Here is a 15,012-nt window from a genome sequence, read left to right as displayed (position 1 = left end):
GTTATTTCTTTTACGACAGTGATCTTATAGCATTTTTTATTTTTCATTGGTTGATGTATCGCCATTGTGAGTAGATCTCTCTCTTTATTCATGACTTTTTTCTTGCATTTATGAGGTGTTTTTATTGTGGGGAGGGGGATCGTGATTGTCTTTGAAAATATTTTATTGATGAAAATACAACTTTTTGATTTATATTCATTTTTTCTTATACAGTTCCATTTTTTATTTCAAGTTTACGCATGCACCCTTAAAAAAATCCTGTGTTTGTGCTTTAGTGTTTGTGCTTTAGAAGGGGGGACGAACCAACGCAAGAGTTCGGGCCTATTGAAAGTTGAATAGAGCATGTTGGTCTTGTTTATTTTTTTATGAATAAGATGCTGGTGCTTAAGCTTTTGTATGAAAACAAAACTCAGTGTTTGCTTTGTTAAACGACTTTTGTATACTGGGACAAGCATATCTCTGTTTGAGTTAATCTCTATAATAGAAAGACAGTCTCATTGAGAAAGAATGTGAAAACATATAATCACTCGTCTTGCCATCATCTTTTTGCTTTATGGCTTTTAGAGGTATTTATAGTAATATCTTATTAAATAATGAAGATGATGCCTTCTTTTGTTGTTTGCGTGTTTTTTTGGGCAAAATCCCGTCATTATGGAGTACTTGATGTAGCATTTGCACAAAACCAATGTTTATGAGTGATGTGTGTTATTTATTACCCTTAGCTCTATTATGCGTTTTACAGAACATTTCACAATTAGCCTTGTCGGTTGCACCCCCTTTACTCCACGCGGTCACATGGTCTGCATCCATGTTGGCAAGTTTCCAAATTTTATTTTTATTGACATTGTTACTGATTACACATAGCGGGCAATTTGAAATACCATTCACTTCGGAATTGGTGGTTTGTTTGGCATAGGTTGATTTTTTTGTAGCTTCATCAAATACTCTTACATTAAGTAATTTTTTATCCATCATACCACCTAGCACATATTCAAAAATTCCTTTACGGTCTTTGACATAAGGGTCTGCATATAGGGTTTTTACTTGCTCACTAATGGTTTGCGGATTGTAAGGCTTGGATTTGTAGGTTTCATATAATCGCCCCCATTCTAACCCTTGCATTTCTTTCTCAACAGTAGTAAAAATCCCTGATACCCAGTCAATTACGGTATTAAAATAGGTTTTTAGTTTGCTGATGTTGTCATTATGACGGTAACGGCTCATGTAGTCGCCTACATTGTTACGGCTGACCCATTCAAGGGCGGTGGCTAAAAAGTCTTGGCGTAAAGCTGATCCTCGCACATAACTCGCCCATTTGTTAATATTGGCGTTTTGGCTGTTGCTAAATTCGGCTTTCGCTAGGGTTACAAATTTTCCTGAATAGACAGCATTTAATAATTCTTGTTCATTGAGTGGTACGCCTGCAATGTTGATGGTTTTAAACCAGTTTTTAATTTCGATTTCCTCACCGTCACATACATATACTAAAAGGTTGGTTTTATTAATCAAATCTTGCTGTTCAGGTGGTAGTGCGTTGAAATATTGCGGGGTCTTATTGTTATCCATGATGGCAAATTTATTGGTAACAAATCGCCCGATACTGGTAATGCGTTGCTGTCCGTCTAAAACCTCATAGATACCATCCCCTGTTTGGTTAAAATACAACAAACCCAATGGGTAGCCTTTTAGGATAGATTTAATAACGGCAACATCACGTTTACCATCAGCATAGATATAATTGCGTTGGTATTCAGGTTGAATGGTAAGTTTGCCTGAGTAAGCCAAATAAGCCTTTGCCTTCAAATTCGTTATAGGTGAATCCATGACAGATATCGGCAATGCTATAAGTCTTAAGCGTGGTTTTCATAAATTATTCTTATTTTCCGTTAGATGCTTCATCAGCGACAACGTTTAACATTAGTTGAATTATAGAAATACAATCAAGGGCATTTTTAATTTTTAATTTTCGATATTTTGCGGTGTTAGACTTATTGAAATTATCTGACTGCATAGAGCCATAATATGATATCGTATCATCAAGCATCATGTTTTTGGTGGCTCCACCGACAAAATAGACAACCAAATCTCGTTTCAAAAATAAATTATCATCGAAATACTGTTCACTTAAAAACTTAACTGTAGTAGCACTATAATCTATACCGCCTTTATTATTTTTAACGTACTGCCCGTTATTTGTAATCAAGACTAAAAAGAAAACGCAAATAGAAATCTTTATTCATTTCTATAGTTTTGACATGGTTAGTATAAGTCCCTAATTATCAAAATCTTTTATTATAGCCTCTGCTATCGGCTTAAATGGAAAAGAGGAGCGTATCTCTACTGTTTTTACGGCTTGATGTTCAATGTCTGATTGGTCTTTCCATCTTTTGATAATTTTTATATCAACTTGATTGATAGAATTATTTGAACTATCTATTTGTATAGAAACATTTTTACTTGTATTGTAGTGATTAAGCATAGTAAAGCATAGTTGCTCAATGATTAAAACCACACAAGCCTTTTAACTGAATTTCTCTTAAATTTCTCGTATCACCTGACGAATTGGCTGAATTAAAATTTATATTGCTTAAACGCTTTTTTGCAATCTCAATGATATTTTGCGTGTTTTGATTATCAGGTGTAAGCACAATACGCTGTATTCTAAATGGTAGATTGTTGAAATAATCACATCGGATCATGTGACTATTGTCAAATAGCATTTGCCTATCATTATAATCTATATATTCAATATACATATTAGGGACTCTCATTATTCTGCTTGTATGAGGATTCGTGAGTACATCCGATTACCATTAATGTAAGCACGGTCTAACTTACCATTCCAATCAGCAACAGCTAAATCACTTAATGATTCATTTTTGACTTCTAAATCCATACCAATAATTTTAAATTGTTCAGGGTTGTGTTTGTCTAAAAAGCTAATAGGCACACCCATAACACCTTTATAATCGCTTGGTGTGGCGATCGTTACGGGTACCTCAATGGCGTTGTAATAATCGTATTTTTGATAAGCATTTTTTCCTTGAATTTTCTTATTAAATTTAAGATTTTCTGCCATTGTCATCAGTTGCAAGGGTTGATGTCGTCTGCCATGGTCGATATTTGTAAACCACCGAACGCCTTTTACACGAATATATTTATTCCCCTCATCATCAATTCTAAATCCTGCTGCTTCAAGTGGGTAGCTTTCAGGCACTCTAAACTCTCTATCACCACTATTAATGGTCGCACCTAACCGTGCTTCATTATTTTTAATGAGTGAAAATATGTCTTTACAGGTAATGGCGTTTATATTTTCAATAATGGAAAATTGTTTAGCCGTTTCCACTATCCATGCCAAAAACTCACGAAATAGTGAAAAGGGTGGATTGGTGATAATCATATCCGCTTCATCTCGCAAGGCTTTGATTTCATCTGTTTTAAAATCCCCTGTGCCATTAAGGTAATGCCATTGCAAATCCTTAATATCGACTTTACCGTCATGGTTACTGTCTTTATCAAGGATGAATATTTTACCCTGTTTTACCGATTTATCTTTGTCATAATTTGGGCTTTGAGTTTCAAATAAAGACGGTTGATAATCAGCTTGTAAATCTTTACTGGTATGTGCGTAACTGGTGCTAATGAGTTTTTTAAGCCAAATCGTTCAAAGTTTTGAGCGAAATACTTGGTAAAGTTACTCCAATCGGGGGCGTCACATGGTAAAAAGACAATTTTACCTCGAAAAACGTTAACGTCATAGTCAAGGTGTAGGCGTGCATTTCCTTTTCAATATCGTTGTATTGCGTGTAAAATTCACCCTTTTTGGTACTTTTGGCTTTAGACAAGCCACTATTTTTACTTTCAAGATGTGCATCATTATTAAACATATTAAAACGTTCTCACTAAGACCAATTCAAAACTATCGTTTATAAAAAAATCTTATTAAATCAAACGAATTTCATTGCATCCAATCGCAGTCAAAACCTGCAACATAAAGTCCGCCCCAAAAGCTCCACGAGAAATCTTATTGCTAAGGTTCTGTGGGGTTTCCTCAATACCTAAGTCTTTTAACTTTTCTGCCACATCAGCATAGCTAAGGTTTCTAAGGGCAATTTCCGCTTTAACAATGCCTTTGGCTTTATTTCGCCATTCATCGCTCTTTGAGTGTTGCATATCGTACTTTCTCACTATTTAAAACATATAATCATTATAAACGATTATAAACCTATTGTCAAAATTGGTTATAAGGCGTATAATCATGACAAACGATGATTAACAGTCTTAAATTATGATAAAACACTTTTTATGAACAGCCTGTGCTCGCAGTATGTTGTCATTAGCCATTGCTTGGTTAAGTGATGACAAGTGCCATGCTATGCTGTGTGAATTGCGTTGGGGTAGTGCAGAAATCGTGGTTTGCCCGAAATGCCAAGTACAAAATAAAGCCTATTACATTGCCAGTTGTAAACAATGGCAATGTAAGCATTGCAAATATCACTTTAGTGTAATATCAAGCACTCTCTTTTCTCACCATAATTGCCATTATGGACGATTCTTTTTGCCTGTGCCATTTACGTCAATGCGGTGAAAGGTATATCAGCCCTGCCGCTATCTCGTCACCTAGATGTTCAGTACAAAACTGCTTTTGTCCTAGCTCATAAAATCCGTGAATTACTCCAAGCCCAAAAAGATGTGTTTCCGCTGTAGCTTGACACTAGGTTTTATACTAAGTGGGAAGAGGTGGGAGTAGGTGGGAAGAGGTGGGAAGAGGTGGGAAGAGGTGGGAAGAGGTGGGAAGAGGTGGGAATACGTAGTAACTTGTTGTTTTTATGACTCATTTTTAGCATTAAATGCGCGTTTTGTCAAAATAGATTTTGACACCTAAAATTGTGAAAATTAGCGAAAATCAGAAAAAAGAGTGGTTTCATAGTAAAAATGAGAAAAGACTTTGAAAGGTCTTTGAAAATCCTTTGAAAAAAATAAATTGGTACAAAACCTTCTGTCAAAATATACAAAACCCGCTGGAAAGTTACACCGCTGGCAAGTTATACCGCTGGCAAGTTATACCGCGCTGGCAAGTTATACACTGCTGGCAAGTTACACTGCTGGCAAGTTACACTGTTGGCAAGCTACACTGCTGGCAAGCTACATCCGCGCTGGCAAGTTACACTGCTGGCAAGCTATACCGCTGGCAAGCTATACCGCTGGCAAGCTACACTGTTGGAAAGTTACATCCGCTGGCAAGTTACACTGCTGGCAAGTTACACCGCTGGCAAGTTATACCGCTGGCAAGTTACACCGCGCTGGCAAGTTATACTGTGCTGGCAAGCTACATCCGCTCTGGAAAGTTATACACTGCTGGCAAGCTACACCGCTGGCAAGTTATACCGCGCTGGCAAGCTACACTGCTGGCAAGCTACACCGCTGGCAAGTTACACCGTGCTGGAAAGTTACACTGCTCTGGCAAGCTATACCGCTGGCAAGCTACACCGCTGGCAAGTTATACCGCTGGCAAGCTACATCCGCTCTGGAAAGTTACACTGTTGGCAAGTTACACTGCTGGCAAGTTACATCCGCTGGCAAGTTACACTGCTCTGGAAAGTTATACCGCTCTGGCAAGTTATACCGCTGGCAAGTTATACACTGCTGGCAAGTTACACTGCTGGCAAGTTACACCGCGCTGGCAAGTTATACTGTGCTGGCAAGCTACATCCGCTCTGGAAAGTTATACACTGCTGGCAAGCTACACCGCTGGCAAGTTATACCGCGCTGGCAAGCTACACTGCTGGCAAGCTACACCGCTGGCAAGTTACACCGTGCTGGAAAGTTACACTGCTCTGGCAAGCTATACCGCTGGCAAGCTACACCGCTGGCAAGTTATACCGCTGGCAAGTTACACCGCTGGCAAGCTATACTGCTCTGGCAAGCTATACCACTGGCAAGTTACATCCGCTGGCAAGTTACACTGCTCTGGAAAGTTATACCGCTCTGGCAAGTTATACCGCTGGCAAGTTACATCCGCTGGCAAGTTATACCGCGCTGGCAAGTTACTGCTAAATGGTGAAATCCACATGGACGGTAGTAGCTACGTCCACTCAAGTGTGCGTGAGGAAAATAAAAAGATTTGATAGGGTTGATAGACGTTTAAAGGTCAATGAGAACCCCAATAAGCGTTGTATCATCGTTATGCTTAATCGCTACACCACAGACGAAATCCTAGCCAATCTACAACTCGCAGAGGCTAAAATGGCATATACCTTCGTGGCATTGAGTGAAATCCCTCACGTAAAGTGGAAAAGCCGCAAATATACAAATACATTTGTCTCCAAATATATATTTTTGCATATTGACGTGTTTTTTAAGAGACATCTCGCTCGTCACACCGATTTTACAATGGACGATTTCGTAATGGATTCATGAATTGGATAAGGGTAAAGTTCCCATGAAGTGCATAACCATAGGGCACGACTATCTTTACGCTTAATAAAAGAATATGCTAACGTTATCATACACTTTTCCAGCTCTCAATGTTATGACAAGCTGTTGGTCCGTGAGACGGTGAGGCATGCCTTGCTTATAGAGTTTTGAACACTACACTGTAATATGCAAGTGGCGTGGTTTTTATGGTTTCAAAAGGAAATAGGTTTGGAAAATGAGAGAATCCTATGATAGGCAGTGTTTTAATTCAAGTTGAATAATGCTTAATGATAATTATAAATCAATGTGAGGTGGTTTTACGGTTTTCAAGAACCTTGCATTCTTGCAAATAACGATAATCATGTGTTGCTTCACATTTTAATGGATTTTAGTGGAGTAACGCTTTTATTTATAATAATCATTCATTGTTTTGAATGTTGAGTAAGAGATTTTTATTGCGGTGGATTTTTTTATTTCAATCCTCTCTTATGTTGAAAAAACTCAATCTTTTTCTTATACCTCACAAATGGAGTGAGCTAGAGTAAAATACTTAAAGAAAATAAAAATGCTTCTCATGAATATTTTCAAATAGTCAGTTTTTTATAAATAGGTTTTTTATAAACAGGGGGTATAAATATTGAAGATTGGTGATGTGTGAGGTGGTGTGTCCGATTGCTCTTTTTTAAGCGTAAAGAAAGGGGACTTTAGGCAAGTTAATACCCTTGCGTTGTTTACTTATACGCTTATTAAAAAATATCTTTAAATATTTTCAATTTTTTCGCGATGGTATCTTTCCGATGGTATTTGTGAAAAGTATAAAATCTTTTGAGCATCAATGGGTTATTTAAAAAGTGTGCGTTGGTATAATCATTTTCTTATGTTACCAAGGTTGTTGATTTACGCGTTTGTTAGAAATCTCTCTTAATGCTCTTAAGTTCATTTCATGAAGGCGTGTGTGAAGAGTGTATAAAAATTTTCCATGAGACGTGAAAAATCATCAATAAAATCTCCGTGTTTTCAAAAAATAACGGAAGGCTTTTTATATTTAAGAAAAGATTGAACACGTCTCACGTTTTATTGTTTATTTTAGAGTTGAATATTTGATTTTTGTGTAAAAATACTTCCCAACGCATCCATGATACGTGAAAAATCAAGCGCTAATAAGAAAATGATGAATATAATCCATTTCGTATAGCGTGACATTATTTTTACACTTTTATAAGTCGTGATGATTTCTTGTAGAATTTCTTTTTCCTTTTCTGTAAGCTCTATTTGTTTTTCTGTTTTTTTTCTAACCATGTTTCCACCCACACAAACCTTCCCCTTGTTTGTTATGCTTTAAAATATCTCTTGCGAGATTTGAGCTGATGATATTGAGATCTTTTTTGTCTAAATAAATGGGCATCCAACCAACGCAAGAAAAAGGCTCATTGATTGTTTTTATCGCGCAACCAGTGAGTAAGAGCAGCGCGTACATCAGGATCACTTTTTTGATTAATTTCATTTTCCACCTCTAGCCGTGTTGTTGATGACTTAAGCGTTTTTTCTATTTGCTTTTGTTGTTCAATCTTTTTTCCAAGAGTGAAAACTTTTGCTAAAGCGATAAAAAAAGCGGTCAGAGCCGCTCCTGTTATCATCAGATTTTTTTTCATCCACCACATCATAAGCGTTGCTCCCGAAACCGTTTTGCCACAAAGAAGATGCCAGCACAGGCGGCTAAAACCATAATAGTTGCCAATGCCCATTGGATGGGACCATTGCCTGCCAATAAGCCTCCAAGTCCAGAGAAAGAACCAATAATCGGTGTAAGCGCTTCTGCTTTGAAAAATCCCATTGGTGCTTGCGTTTCTACGGTTTGGTAGTTGGGAGAAACATAAGCCCCTTTTGCCCATAATCCTGCTTCGGCTGCACGACGGTGCGCTAAACCGTGAAGACGTTTTCCTCCTGCCTTAGTCCACTTTTGTAATTCAGCAGGGACGGCTTCATATTCTCCGTTATTGAGCTTTTTGAGCAGGGTCGAATTGCAAAAAGCCGATGTTCCTATATTATAGCAAAACGATACTAACGCGGCGAATTGTTCATCCGTTAAGGAAACCGTCACATTTTTTTCAACGGTATTCTCAAATTGTCTTAAATCTTGAGAAAGAATTTCTTCTGCTTGTTTTTCAGTAATGGTCATGCCCTTGTGAACGAAGGGTCTGCCAGCAGTGCTGGTATGCCCATAGCCGATTGTCCATACCCCGATGGTATCTTTATAGGCTTGTAAACGCAATCCTTCCCATTGTTTAATGAGCGCAAGGCCTGCTGATGATATTTTTCTCATTTGCTTCTCCATAAAATAAAGCCCCACGTTAAAGTGAGGCTGGCCGACATATTAAAAATGAAATTTTTCACTCTTCAAAAACAGAAGAGACATGAGACTTTGATGAAATCAAAAGGTTAGTTATGGCATCTTAGGGGATGGGGTAAGGGTTGGTTGGGGTGATGTTGGTGCGGGTCTTGTTGGTGCGGGTGATGTACGCAATGGCATTATGGTGGCATTACGGTTGTGTTAGCGGTGGCATGATGGGTGAGGTTGGAGGGGTAACATGTATGTATGGTAACATGTATGTATGGGTGAATGGAACTCTCAGAAAGCACTGTTGGCGCAGCAGGGGGGGTGGTTGGGGTGATGTTGGGGTGATGTACGCAATGGCATTATGGTGGCATTACGGTTGTGTTAGCGGTGGCATGATGGGTGAGGTTGGAGGGGTAACATGTATGTATGGTAACATGTATGTATGGGTGAATGGAACTCTCAGAAAGCACTGTTGGCGCGGCAGGGGGTGTGTTGGGGTGATGTTGGTGCGGGTGATGTTGGTGCGGCAGGGGGGGTTGGGGTCTTGTTGGTGCGGGTGATGTTGGTGCGGGTGATGTACGCAATGGCATTATGGCGGCATTACGGTTGTGTTAGCGGGGGCATGACGGGTGAGGTTGGAGGGGTAACATATATGTATGGTAACATATATGTATGGGTGAATGGAACTCTCAGAAGGCACTGTTGGCGCGGCAGGGGGTGGTTGGGGTGATGTTGGCGCGGGTGATGTACGCAATGGCATTATGGTGGCATTACGGTTGTGTTAGCGGTGGCATGACGGGTGAGGTTGGAGGGGTAACATATATGTATGGTAACATGTATGTATGGGTGAATGAAATTCTCAGAAAGCACTGTTGGCGCAGCAGGGGGGGTGGTTGGGGTGATGTTGGGGTGATGTACGCAATGGCATTATGGTGGCATTACGGTTGTGTTAGCGGTGGCATGATGATGGGTGAAGGTTGGAGGGGTAACATATATGTATGGGTGAATGAAATTCTCAGAAAGAACTGTTGGCGCGGCAGGGGGTGGTTGGGGTGATGTTGGTTGCCGGGTGATGTTGGTGCGGGTGATGTACGCAATGGCATTATGGTGGCATTACGGTTGTGTTAGCGGTGGCATGATGATGGGTGAGGTTGGAGGGGTAACATATATGTATGGGTGAATGGAACTCTCAGAAAGCACTGTTGGCGCGGCAGGGGGTGGTTGGGGTGATGTTGGTGCGGGTGATGTTGGTGCGGGTGATGTACGCAATGGCATTATGGTGGCATTACGGTTGTGTTAGCGGTGGCATGACGGGTGAGGTTGGAGGGGTAACATGTATGTATGGTAACATATATGTATGGGTGAATGGAACTCTCAGAAGGCACTGTTGGCGCGGCAGGGGGTGTGTTGGGGTGATGTTGGTTGCCGGGTGATGTTGGTGATTGTGTTGATGTACGCAATGGCATTATGGTGGCATTACGGTTGTGTTAGCGGTGGCATGATGGGTGAGGTTGGAGGGGTAACATATATGTATGGTGACATGTATGTATGGGTGAATGGAATTCTTAGAAGGCATTGTTGGCGCGGCAGGGGTGGTTGGAGTGATGTTGGTTGCCGGGTGATGTTGGGGTGATGTTGGGGTGATGTTGGTGCGGGTCTTGTTGGCATTGGTGTTGGTGATTACGGTTGTTTTGGCAGTGGTTGGGGTGAGGGCTGGGGAGGATGGATAGTGTGATTGTGAGGGACAGAGAGCGGCTGTTTGCGGTTGTTTTGTAGCATGGCATTGATGTGGAGGCGCTTGAGATAAAAGCGGACACTCTTAGAAAAATGCTACAGGAGGAGGCGTGTGCTTTTAATTAACATCCAAAACCATAAAATATTTTATGTATCCAGCCTTCTATCTATTCAAATAGGGTCCTATAGTACATAGCGAAGAAGAGCTTTGGACTTTTGATACAATTTTAAAATCGGCTGATTTTGATAGAACAATAGTGTCTTACTCTTAAGCTCAAGCTGTTGGTTGTTTGCGTCTTACAAACGGAAAAAAGATTAGCTAACAGCAACCTATATCTTACTGTCAAGCAGCATAACTTCGTTCTTTATGGGCATGAAAAAAATCTCCATTACATCATCAGAGATGTGTATTCCGTTGCCCTTTTTCTGTGTTGTGAAACAGAAAAAGTTTTTGTCTCTGTTGAACTTAAGTTTTTTTCAAATCTCTCGGTTAGCGTTTCTTGCTTTTTGTTGACTTTTTCATGTGCTGCTTGCGGATTGGCTTTTAGATATTGTTCGAGACGTCTTCTTCCTTGTGCGTGTTTATAAAAAGTGGTTGGAAGATATGTATCTAACTTTTCAGGAGATAGAGGCGTATCTGGTTTACATAATACACCCTTAATATTATCTCTGTGCAGTCTTTCTAATTTATCAGCTTCAAGATAAAGCTTTTTGGCAAGGCTTAAGCTTAAACATTCCACATTCAGAGGAACTGCGTTGAATATCCATTTCTGCCATGGCAAAAGAACAGTGAGACAATCCATGCGATTTAATGGACAATTGTGTCCTTAATGCTAGCATTGCTGGTCTCATATTGTTAAGTGTTGTAGGTTCAAAAAATATCACGGACGTTTTGTCATCGATGGTTTGATGGTCAATTACTGAAAAATGAATTCCTCTATCCTTTGTGTGAATGATAAATCTAGAAGATTGAACGCTGTTTTTGATGGCTTCTTTTAATGCAAGGGCAAAGTCATGAGATGACGCTACCAATTGAAGATGCATTTCTGGATATTTACGGTTTGCTTGTTCTACCAAGGCTGGCATCAGTTTGAGATCTGTACTTGCATAATTAGCTGTGAACCAACGTCCGGTTGAGATGTCATCTTCTAAACGGGCAATGATATTTTTTAATTCCTTATGATTGAATGGGATATTTTCTCCTTTTTCGTTGCTTTGTTGTTCTAAATGTGCAGCAAGATTTTCTAATGATGAATCTGCATGCGCCCCTTCTGGTGTCTTCGTAGCTTTTTGTGCGCTTGCTTCTTCGGGTGCATTTGCCATTCTTAGTATTTGTGATGCATGAGCGGCGGTATCTTTTGAATCTTGTGGCTTCATAATATTAGCCTCTATGTTGATAATCGATAGATGGCATTATTTTCTTTAATTCTGGCTAAACAATGTTTTGAAAAAGAACCTTTATCTCTTGAAGATTAAGGAAAAAATCATTTTTCAGCTATTTTTATATTTTTATAAGAAAGTGTGGGCGGGTCTTTTCAAAACTTGCGTGTTTTATGTTTTTTCAAAGTCTTAAAATACGGACTATGGGCTACTTTTAATAGAATACTATTGTTTGCCTTTTATCTTGAAGAGGTAATGGCTCACTTTTTGCGTATTTACCTCTTTCAAAGGAAAAAGAAGATTAGCTAACAGCAACCTACATCTTACTGTCAAGCAGCATAACTTCGTTCTTTATGGATATGAAAAAAGTCTCCATTACATCATCAGAGATTTGTATTCTGTTGCCCTTTTTCTGTGTTGTGAAACAGAAACAGTTTTTGTCTCTGTTGAACTTAAGTTTTTTTCAAATCTCTCGGTTAGCGTTTCTTGCTTTTTGTTGACTTTTTCATGTGCTGCTTGCGGATTGGCTTTTAGATATTGTTCGAGACGTCTTCTCCCTTGCACGTGTTTGTATAAACGAGCTGGAAGATATGGATCTAATTTTTCAGGAGGTAGAGGCGTATCTGGTTCACATAACATACCCTTAATATTATCTCTGTGCAGTCTTTCTAATTTATCAGCTTCAAGATAAAGCTTTTTGGCAAGGCTTAAGCTAAACATTCCACATTCAGAGGAACTGCGTTGAATATCCATTTCTGCCATGGCCAAATGAATATTTGGCAATTGGTGATCTTCAATGGATTGTCGTGTTCTTAGTGCGAGTAATGCGGGGAGTGTGTCACGCAGTGAGGTAGGTTCTAAAAAGATCAAAGACGTTTTGCCATCAACCGTTTGATGATCGACAACCGCAAAATGGATGCCCCTATCATGTGCATTAACAATCAGTCTAGAAGATTTTATGCCGTTCGCTAGTGTTTCTTTGAGGGCAAGGGCAAAGCCGTCAGGGGGCGTCGCAAGTTTAAGATTCATCTCTGAATATTTACGATTTGCTTGATCTACCAAGGCTGGCATCATGTAAAGATCTAAAATATCATAATAGTTCTTGCTCCAACTTCCATCGGCATTATGCTGTTCTAAACCAGCAATGATATCTTTTAATTCCGCACGGTTGAAAGGAGTATTTTTAATTTTTTCGATGTTGAGCCGTTCTAAATGTGCTGTGAGATTGACGAGTGATGCATCTGCATGCGCCCCTTCTGGTGTCTTCGTAGCTTTTTGTGCGCTTGCTTCTTCGGGTGCATTTGCCATTCCTAGTATTTGTGAGGAATGAGGGAGGGAAGAATCTGAAGAATCTTGTGGCTTCATAATATTAGCCTCCATGTTGATAATTGATAGATGGCATTATTTTCTTCAATTCTGGCTAAACAATGTTTTGAAAAAAGCCTCCGCATCTTGAAAGATGAGGCGATGAGAGCATATTGTTGCCGTTTTTATATTTTTTTCGTGTATTGCTCGTTATTTCTGTAATGTATTGTATCGGTGTTTTATTGGGGTATTATTAGGGCGTTCTATTGAGAACCCTTATTGAATACTGCCTGTTTTGAAGGTTTCAAAATTATAGAGCTGTTGGTAATGCAAGCTGGATAATGCAAAAGAAAAACAGTCAGAAAAAGACGAAAAGTATCTTCAAACAGGAGACTTTTAAAGATTGTCGCGAAACACACTGTTTTATAACAGTCTATAATAACTTTATAACTCTATAATAACTTTATAACAATCTATAATAACGTAAACATTTGATGATGAAATTCAGACGCAAAAAAGCCTCTACCGCACCTGTCATTAAATACGATTTTTCATATTCTGTCAACAGCAAAACGATAATTTTTCCTTTTTTATTGCGGAAAAAAATCGACAGAAAAAAGCGCATTTATTAGCTATGCAGCAAAATATGTTGTTTTAATGGGCAAATTTTTTGATGCGGTAAAAAACATTTTCTCCTTTGAAAATTGAGTAGCATAAATGCTTTTTCTCCTTTGAGATAAGGAGGAGACAAGGTGAAGGGAGAGGGGAGAGTTGTGGTTTTGAAATCCCTGCTATTTTATTGATGGAATTGAGAGGGGGGGAAGATGTTGCGGGGGTGAAGCTTAGGTGTTGCGATTGTGTTGGCGATTGGGGCTGTGGGGGATGTCATATTAGCGGTGGCGTGATGGATGGATGATTGCTGGCGCCCGCGTTGTTGATGTGGGAGGAGATTGTTGGTGGAGACTTTTTCTTTCGTTTAAGGGATGATGCTTTGTGGATATTTTAAAGCTTGTTTATTGTGCGTTTTAAGCGTGTTAATCCTGTGAAATTTTATGAAAGGCAAGCCTGTTGTTACAATGGGGGGTGATGGGGAAAGGGATGATGCTTTTAATTTTATAAAAAAATCAACGTGTTTTTTTAATGATAAGCTATTAACTTATAAATGATACTTTAATCGTTATTTATCTTAAATGAGAAACCTAGATTATGCTGCAATCAACGCCATGTCTTTTGTTCTTCATAAGATCAGGAGGACCATATAGAAATTGTACAAGAAGGTCTCAAAATGTTTATAATGAATTGTCTCAAGAGCTAAGGCTGCCGTGATATTGGGGGGAAAGTATATGATGACGGCGGTTTATTACAATGGGGGGTGATGGGGGAAATATTGCTGTCTGAAGAGGGGCAATAGTTATCTTGCCCATGCCGTGAAATATGCCGTGAATTATTGTCCTTTGAGGCATGGGTAGATACAAGTGAGGTGTGGTAATATAAGGTAAGGTTCTTTGACAGGTTGAAGCGTTTTTTAAAGGGCGTGGTGGATATTTTAAAGCTTGTTTATTGTGCGTTTTAAGCGTGTTAATCCTGTGAAATTTTATGAAAGGCAAGCCTGGTGTTACAATGGGGGTGATGGGGAAAGGGATGATGCTTTTAATTTTATAAAAAAATCAACGTGTTTTTTTAATGATAAGCTATTAACTTATAAATGATACTTTAATCGTTATTTATCTTAAATGAGAAACCTAGATTATGCTGCAATCAACGCCATGTCTTTTGTTCTTCATAAGATCAGGAGGACCATATAGAAATTGTACAAGAAGGTCTCAAAATGTTTA

At 39.1% G+C, this 15,012-nt stretch carries 16 protein-coding genes and 2 pseudogenes; 7 read left to right on the top strand and 11 right to left on the bottom strand.

The annotated features are described in order from the left end of the window. Positions 1-705 precede the first annotated feature (705 nt). The 5 genes and pseudogenes from QHG57_RS00225 to QHG57_RS00205 all read right to left on the bottom strand — a co-directional run bounded on the left by QHG57_RS00225 (position 706) and on the right by QHG57_RS00205 (position 4,176). Positions 706-1,824 (bottom strand): GmrSD restriction endonuclease domain-containing protein, encoded by a 1,119-nt coding sequence (locus QHG57_RS00225; RefSeq protein ID WP_330169244.1) that lies wholly within the window; start codon positions 1,822-1,824, stop codon positions 706-708. 52 nt (positions 1,825-1,876) lie between these two features. Continuing rightward, positions 1,877-2,203 carry a hypothetical protein gene (locus QHG57_RS00220; protein ID WP_330169243.1) on the bottom strand — a complete coding sequence of 109 codons (327 nt, stop codon included), beginning with the start codon at positions 2,201-2,203 and terminating at the stop codon, positions 1,877-1,879. 69 nt (positions 2,204-2,272) lie between these two features. Continuing rightward, positions 2,273-2,512: a hypothetical protein gene (locus QHG57_RS00215; protein ID WP_330168168.1), complete on the bottom strand. Its 240-nt coding sequence runs from the start codon at positions 2,510-2,512 to the stop codon at positions 2,273-2,275. Positions 2,513-2,770: 258 nt separating this feature from the next. Continuing rightward, positions 2,771-3,735: pseudogene (locus tag QHG57_RS00210) on the bottom strand (adenine-specific methyltransferase EcoRI family protein). A 210-nt stretch (positions 3,736-3,945) separates the two neighbouring features. After that, positions 3,946-4,176 carry a DUF6471 domain-containing protein gene (locus tag QHG57_RS00205; RefSeq protein WP_330168167.1) on the bottom strand — a complete coding sequence of 77 codons (231 nt, stop codon included), beginning with the start codon at positions 4,174-4,176 and terminating at the stop codon, positions 3,946-3,948. A gap of 154 nt (positions 4,177-4,330) precedes the next feature. Here QHG57_RS00205 and QHG57_RS09705 point away from each other — a divergent pair, with 154 nt between their 5' ends. Next, entirely contained in the window at positions 4,331-4,591 is a 261-nt protein-coding gene (locus QHG57_RS09705) for a transposase (RefSeq protein ID WP_419196330.1), read from the top strand. 396 nt (positions 4,592-4,987) lie between these two features. Next, on the top strand, positions 4,988-6,067 hold the full coding sequence (locus tag QHG57_RS00200) for a hypothetical protein (RefSeq protein ID WP_330169242.1): 1,080 nt from the start codon (positions 4,988-4,990) through the stop codon (positions 6,065-6,067). 1,439 nt (positions 6,068-7,506) lie between these two features. Here the strand turns inward: QHG57_RS00200 and QHG57_RS00195 are convergent. The 4 genes from QHG57_RS00195 to bgtA are packed head-to-tail and all read right to left on the bottom strand — an operon-like array spanning position 7,507 to position 8,743. Beyond that, on the bottom strand, positions 7,507-7,719 hold the full coding sequence (locus QHG57_RS00195) for a hypothetical protein (RefSeq protein WP_330168164.1): 213 nt from the start codon (positions 7,717-7,719) through the stop codon (positions 7,507-7,509). Next, positions 7,712-7,924, bottom strand: a complete 213-nt coding sequence (locus tag QHG57_RS00190; RefSeq protein ID WP_273788509.1) for a hypothetical protein — start codon at positions 7,922-7,924, stop codon at positions 7,712-7,714. The genes QHG57_RS00195 and QHG57_RS00190 overlap by 8 nt, the downstream gene beginning before the upstream one ends. After that, on the bottom strand, positions 7,848-8,084 hold the full coding sequence (locus QHG57_RS00185) for a hypothetical protein (RefSeq protein WP_330168163.1): 237 nt from the start codon (positions 8,082-8,084) through the stop codon (positions 7,848-7,850). Before QHG57_RS00185 ends, QHG57_RS00190 begins: the two co-directional genes overlap by 77 nt. Further along, positions 8,081-8,743 (bottom strand): gene transfer agent endolysin BgtA, encoded by a 663-nt coding sequence (bgtA, locus tag QHG57_RS00180; RefSeq protein ID WP_330168162.1) that lies wholly within the window; start codon positions 8,741-8,743, stop codon positions 8,081-8,083. The genes QHG57_RS00185 and bgtA overlap by 4 nt, the downstream gene beginning before the upstream one ends. 149 nt (positions 8,744-8,892) lie before the next feature. Between bgtA and QHG57_RS00175 the strand changes: the two genes are divergently transcribed. The 5 genes from QHG57_RS00175 (at position 8,893) to QHG57_RS00155 (ending at position 10,391) form a co-directional block, all read left to right on the top strand. Next, positions 8,893-9,318, top strand: a complete 426-nt coding sequence (locus tag QHG57_RS00175; RefSeq protein WP_330169241.1) for a hypothetical protein — start codon at positions 8,893-8,895, stop codon at positions 9,316-9,318. Beyond that, positions 9,246-9,488 carry a hypothetical protein gene (locus tag QHG57_RS00170; RefSeq protein WP_330169240.1) on the top strand — a complete coding sequence of 81 codons (243 nt, stop codon included), beginning with the start codon at positions 9,246-9,248 and terminating at the stop codon, positions 9,486-9,488. Before QHG57_RS00175 ends, QHG57_RS00170 begins: the two co-directional genes overlap by 73 nt. Next, on the top strand, positions 9,461-9,814 hold the full coding sequence (locus QHG57_RS00165; protein ID WP_330169239.1) for a hypothetical protein: 354 nt from the start codon (positions 9,461-9,463) through the stop codon (positions 9,812-9,814). Before QHG57_RS00170 ends, QHG57_RS00165 begins: the two co-directional genes overlap by 28 nt. Continuing rightward, positions 9,765-9,938, top strand: coding sequence for a hypothetical protein (locus tag QHG57_RS00160; protein WP_330169238.1), 174 nt, complete (start codon positions 9,765-9,767; stop codon positions 9,936-9,938). The genes QHG57_RS00165 and QHG57_RS00160 overlap by 50 nt, the downstream gene beginning before the upstream one ends. A gap of 177 nt (positions 9,939-10,115) precedes the next feature. Further along, complete coding sequence (locus tag QHG57_RS00155; RefSeq protein WP_330169237.1) at positions 10,116-10,391, top strand: hypothetical protein; 276 nt, start codon at positions 10,116-10,118, stop codon at positions 10,389-10,391. A gap of 490 nt (positions 10,392-10,881) precedes the next feature. On the opposite strand, the pseudogene QHG57_RS00150 reads toward QHG57_RS00155, so the two are convergent. Together QHG57_RS00150 and QHG57_RS00145 are read right to left on the bottom strand one after the other, a co-directional pair. Further along, positions 10,882-11,869 (bottom strand): annotated as a pseudogene (locus QHG57_RS00150) (YopJ/AvrA family T3SS effector serine/threonine acetyltransferase). 378 nt (positions 11,870-12,247) lie between these two features. After that, complete coding sequence (locus QHG57_RS00145) at positions 12,248-13,237, bottom strand: YopJ/AvrA family T3SS effector serine/threonine acetyltransferase (RefSeq protein WP_330169236.1); 990 nt, start codon at positions 13,235-13,237, stop codon at positions 12,248-12,250. Positions 13,238-15,012: the final 1,775 nt, after the last annotated feature.

Source organism: Bartonella grahamii subsp. shimonis, from assembly GCF_036327415.1.
GTDB lineage: Bacteria > Pseudomonadota > Alphaproteobacteria > Rhizobiales > Rhizobiaceae > Bartonella > Bartonella shimonis.
Note: the sequence above shows the minus strand (reverse complement) of the source record. Positions and strands in the feature narration are given on the sequence as shown.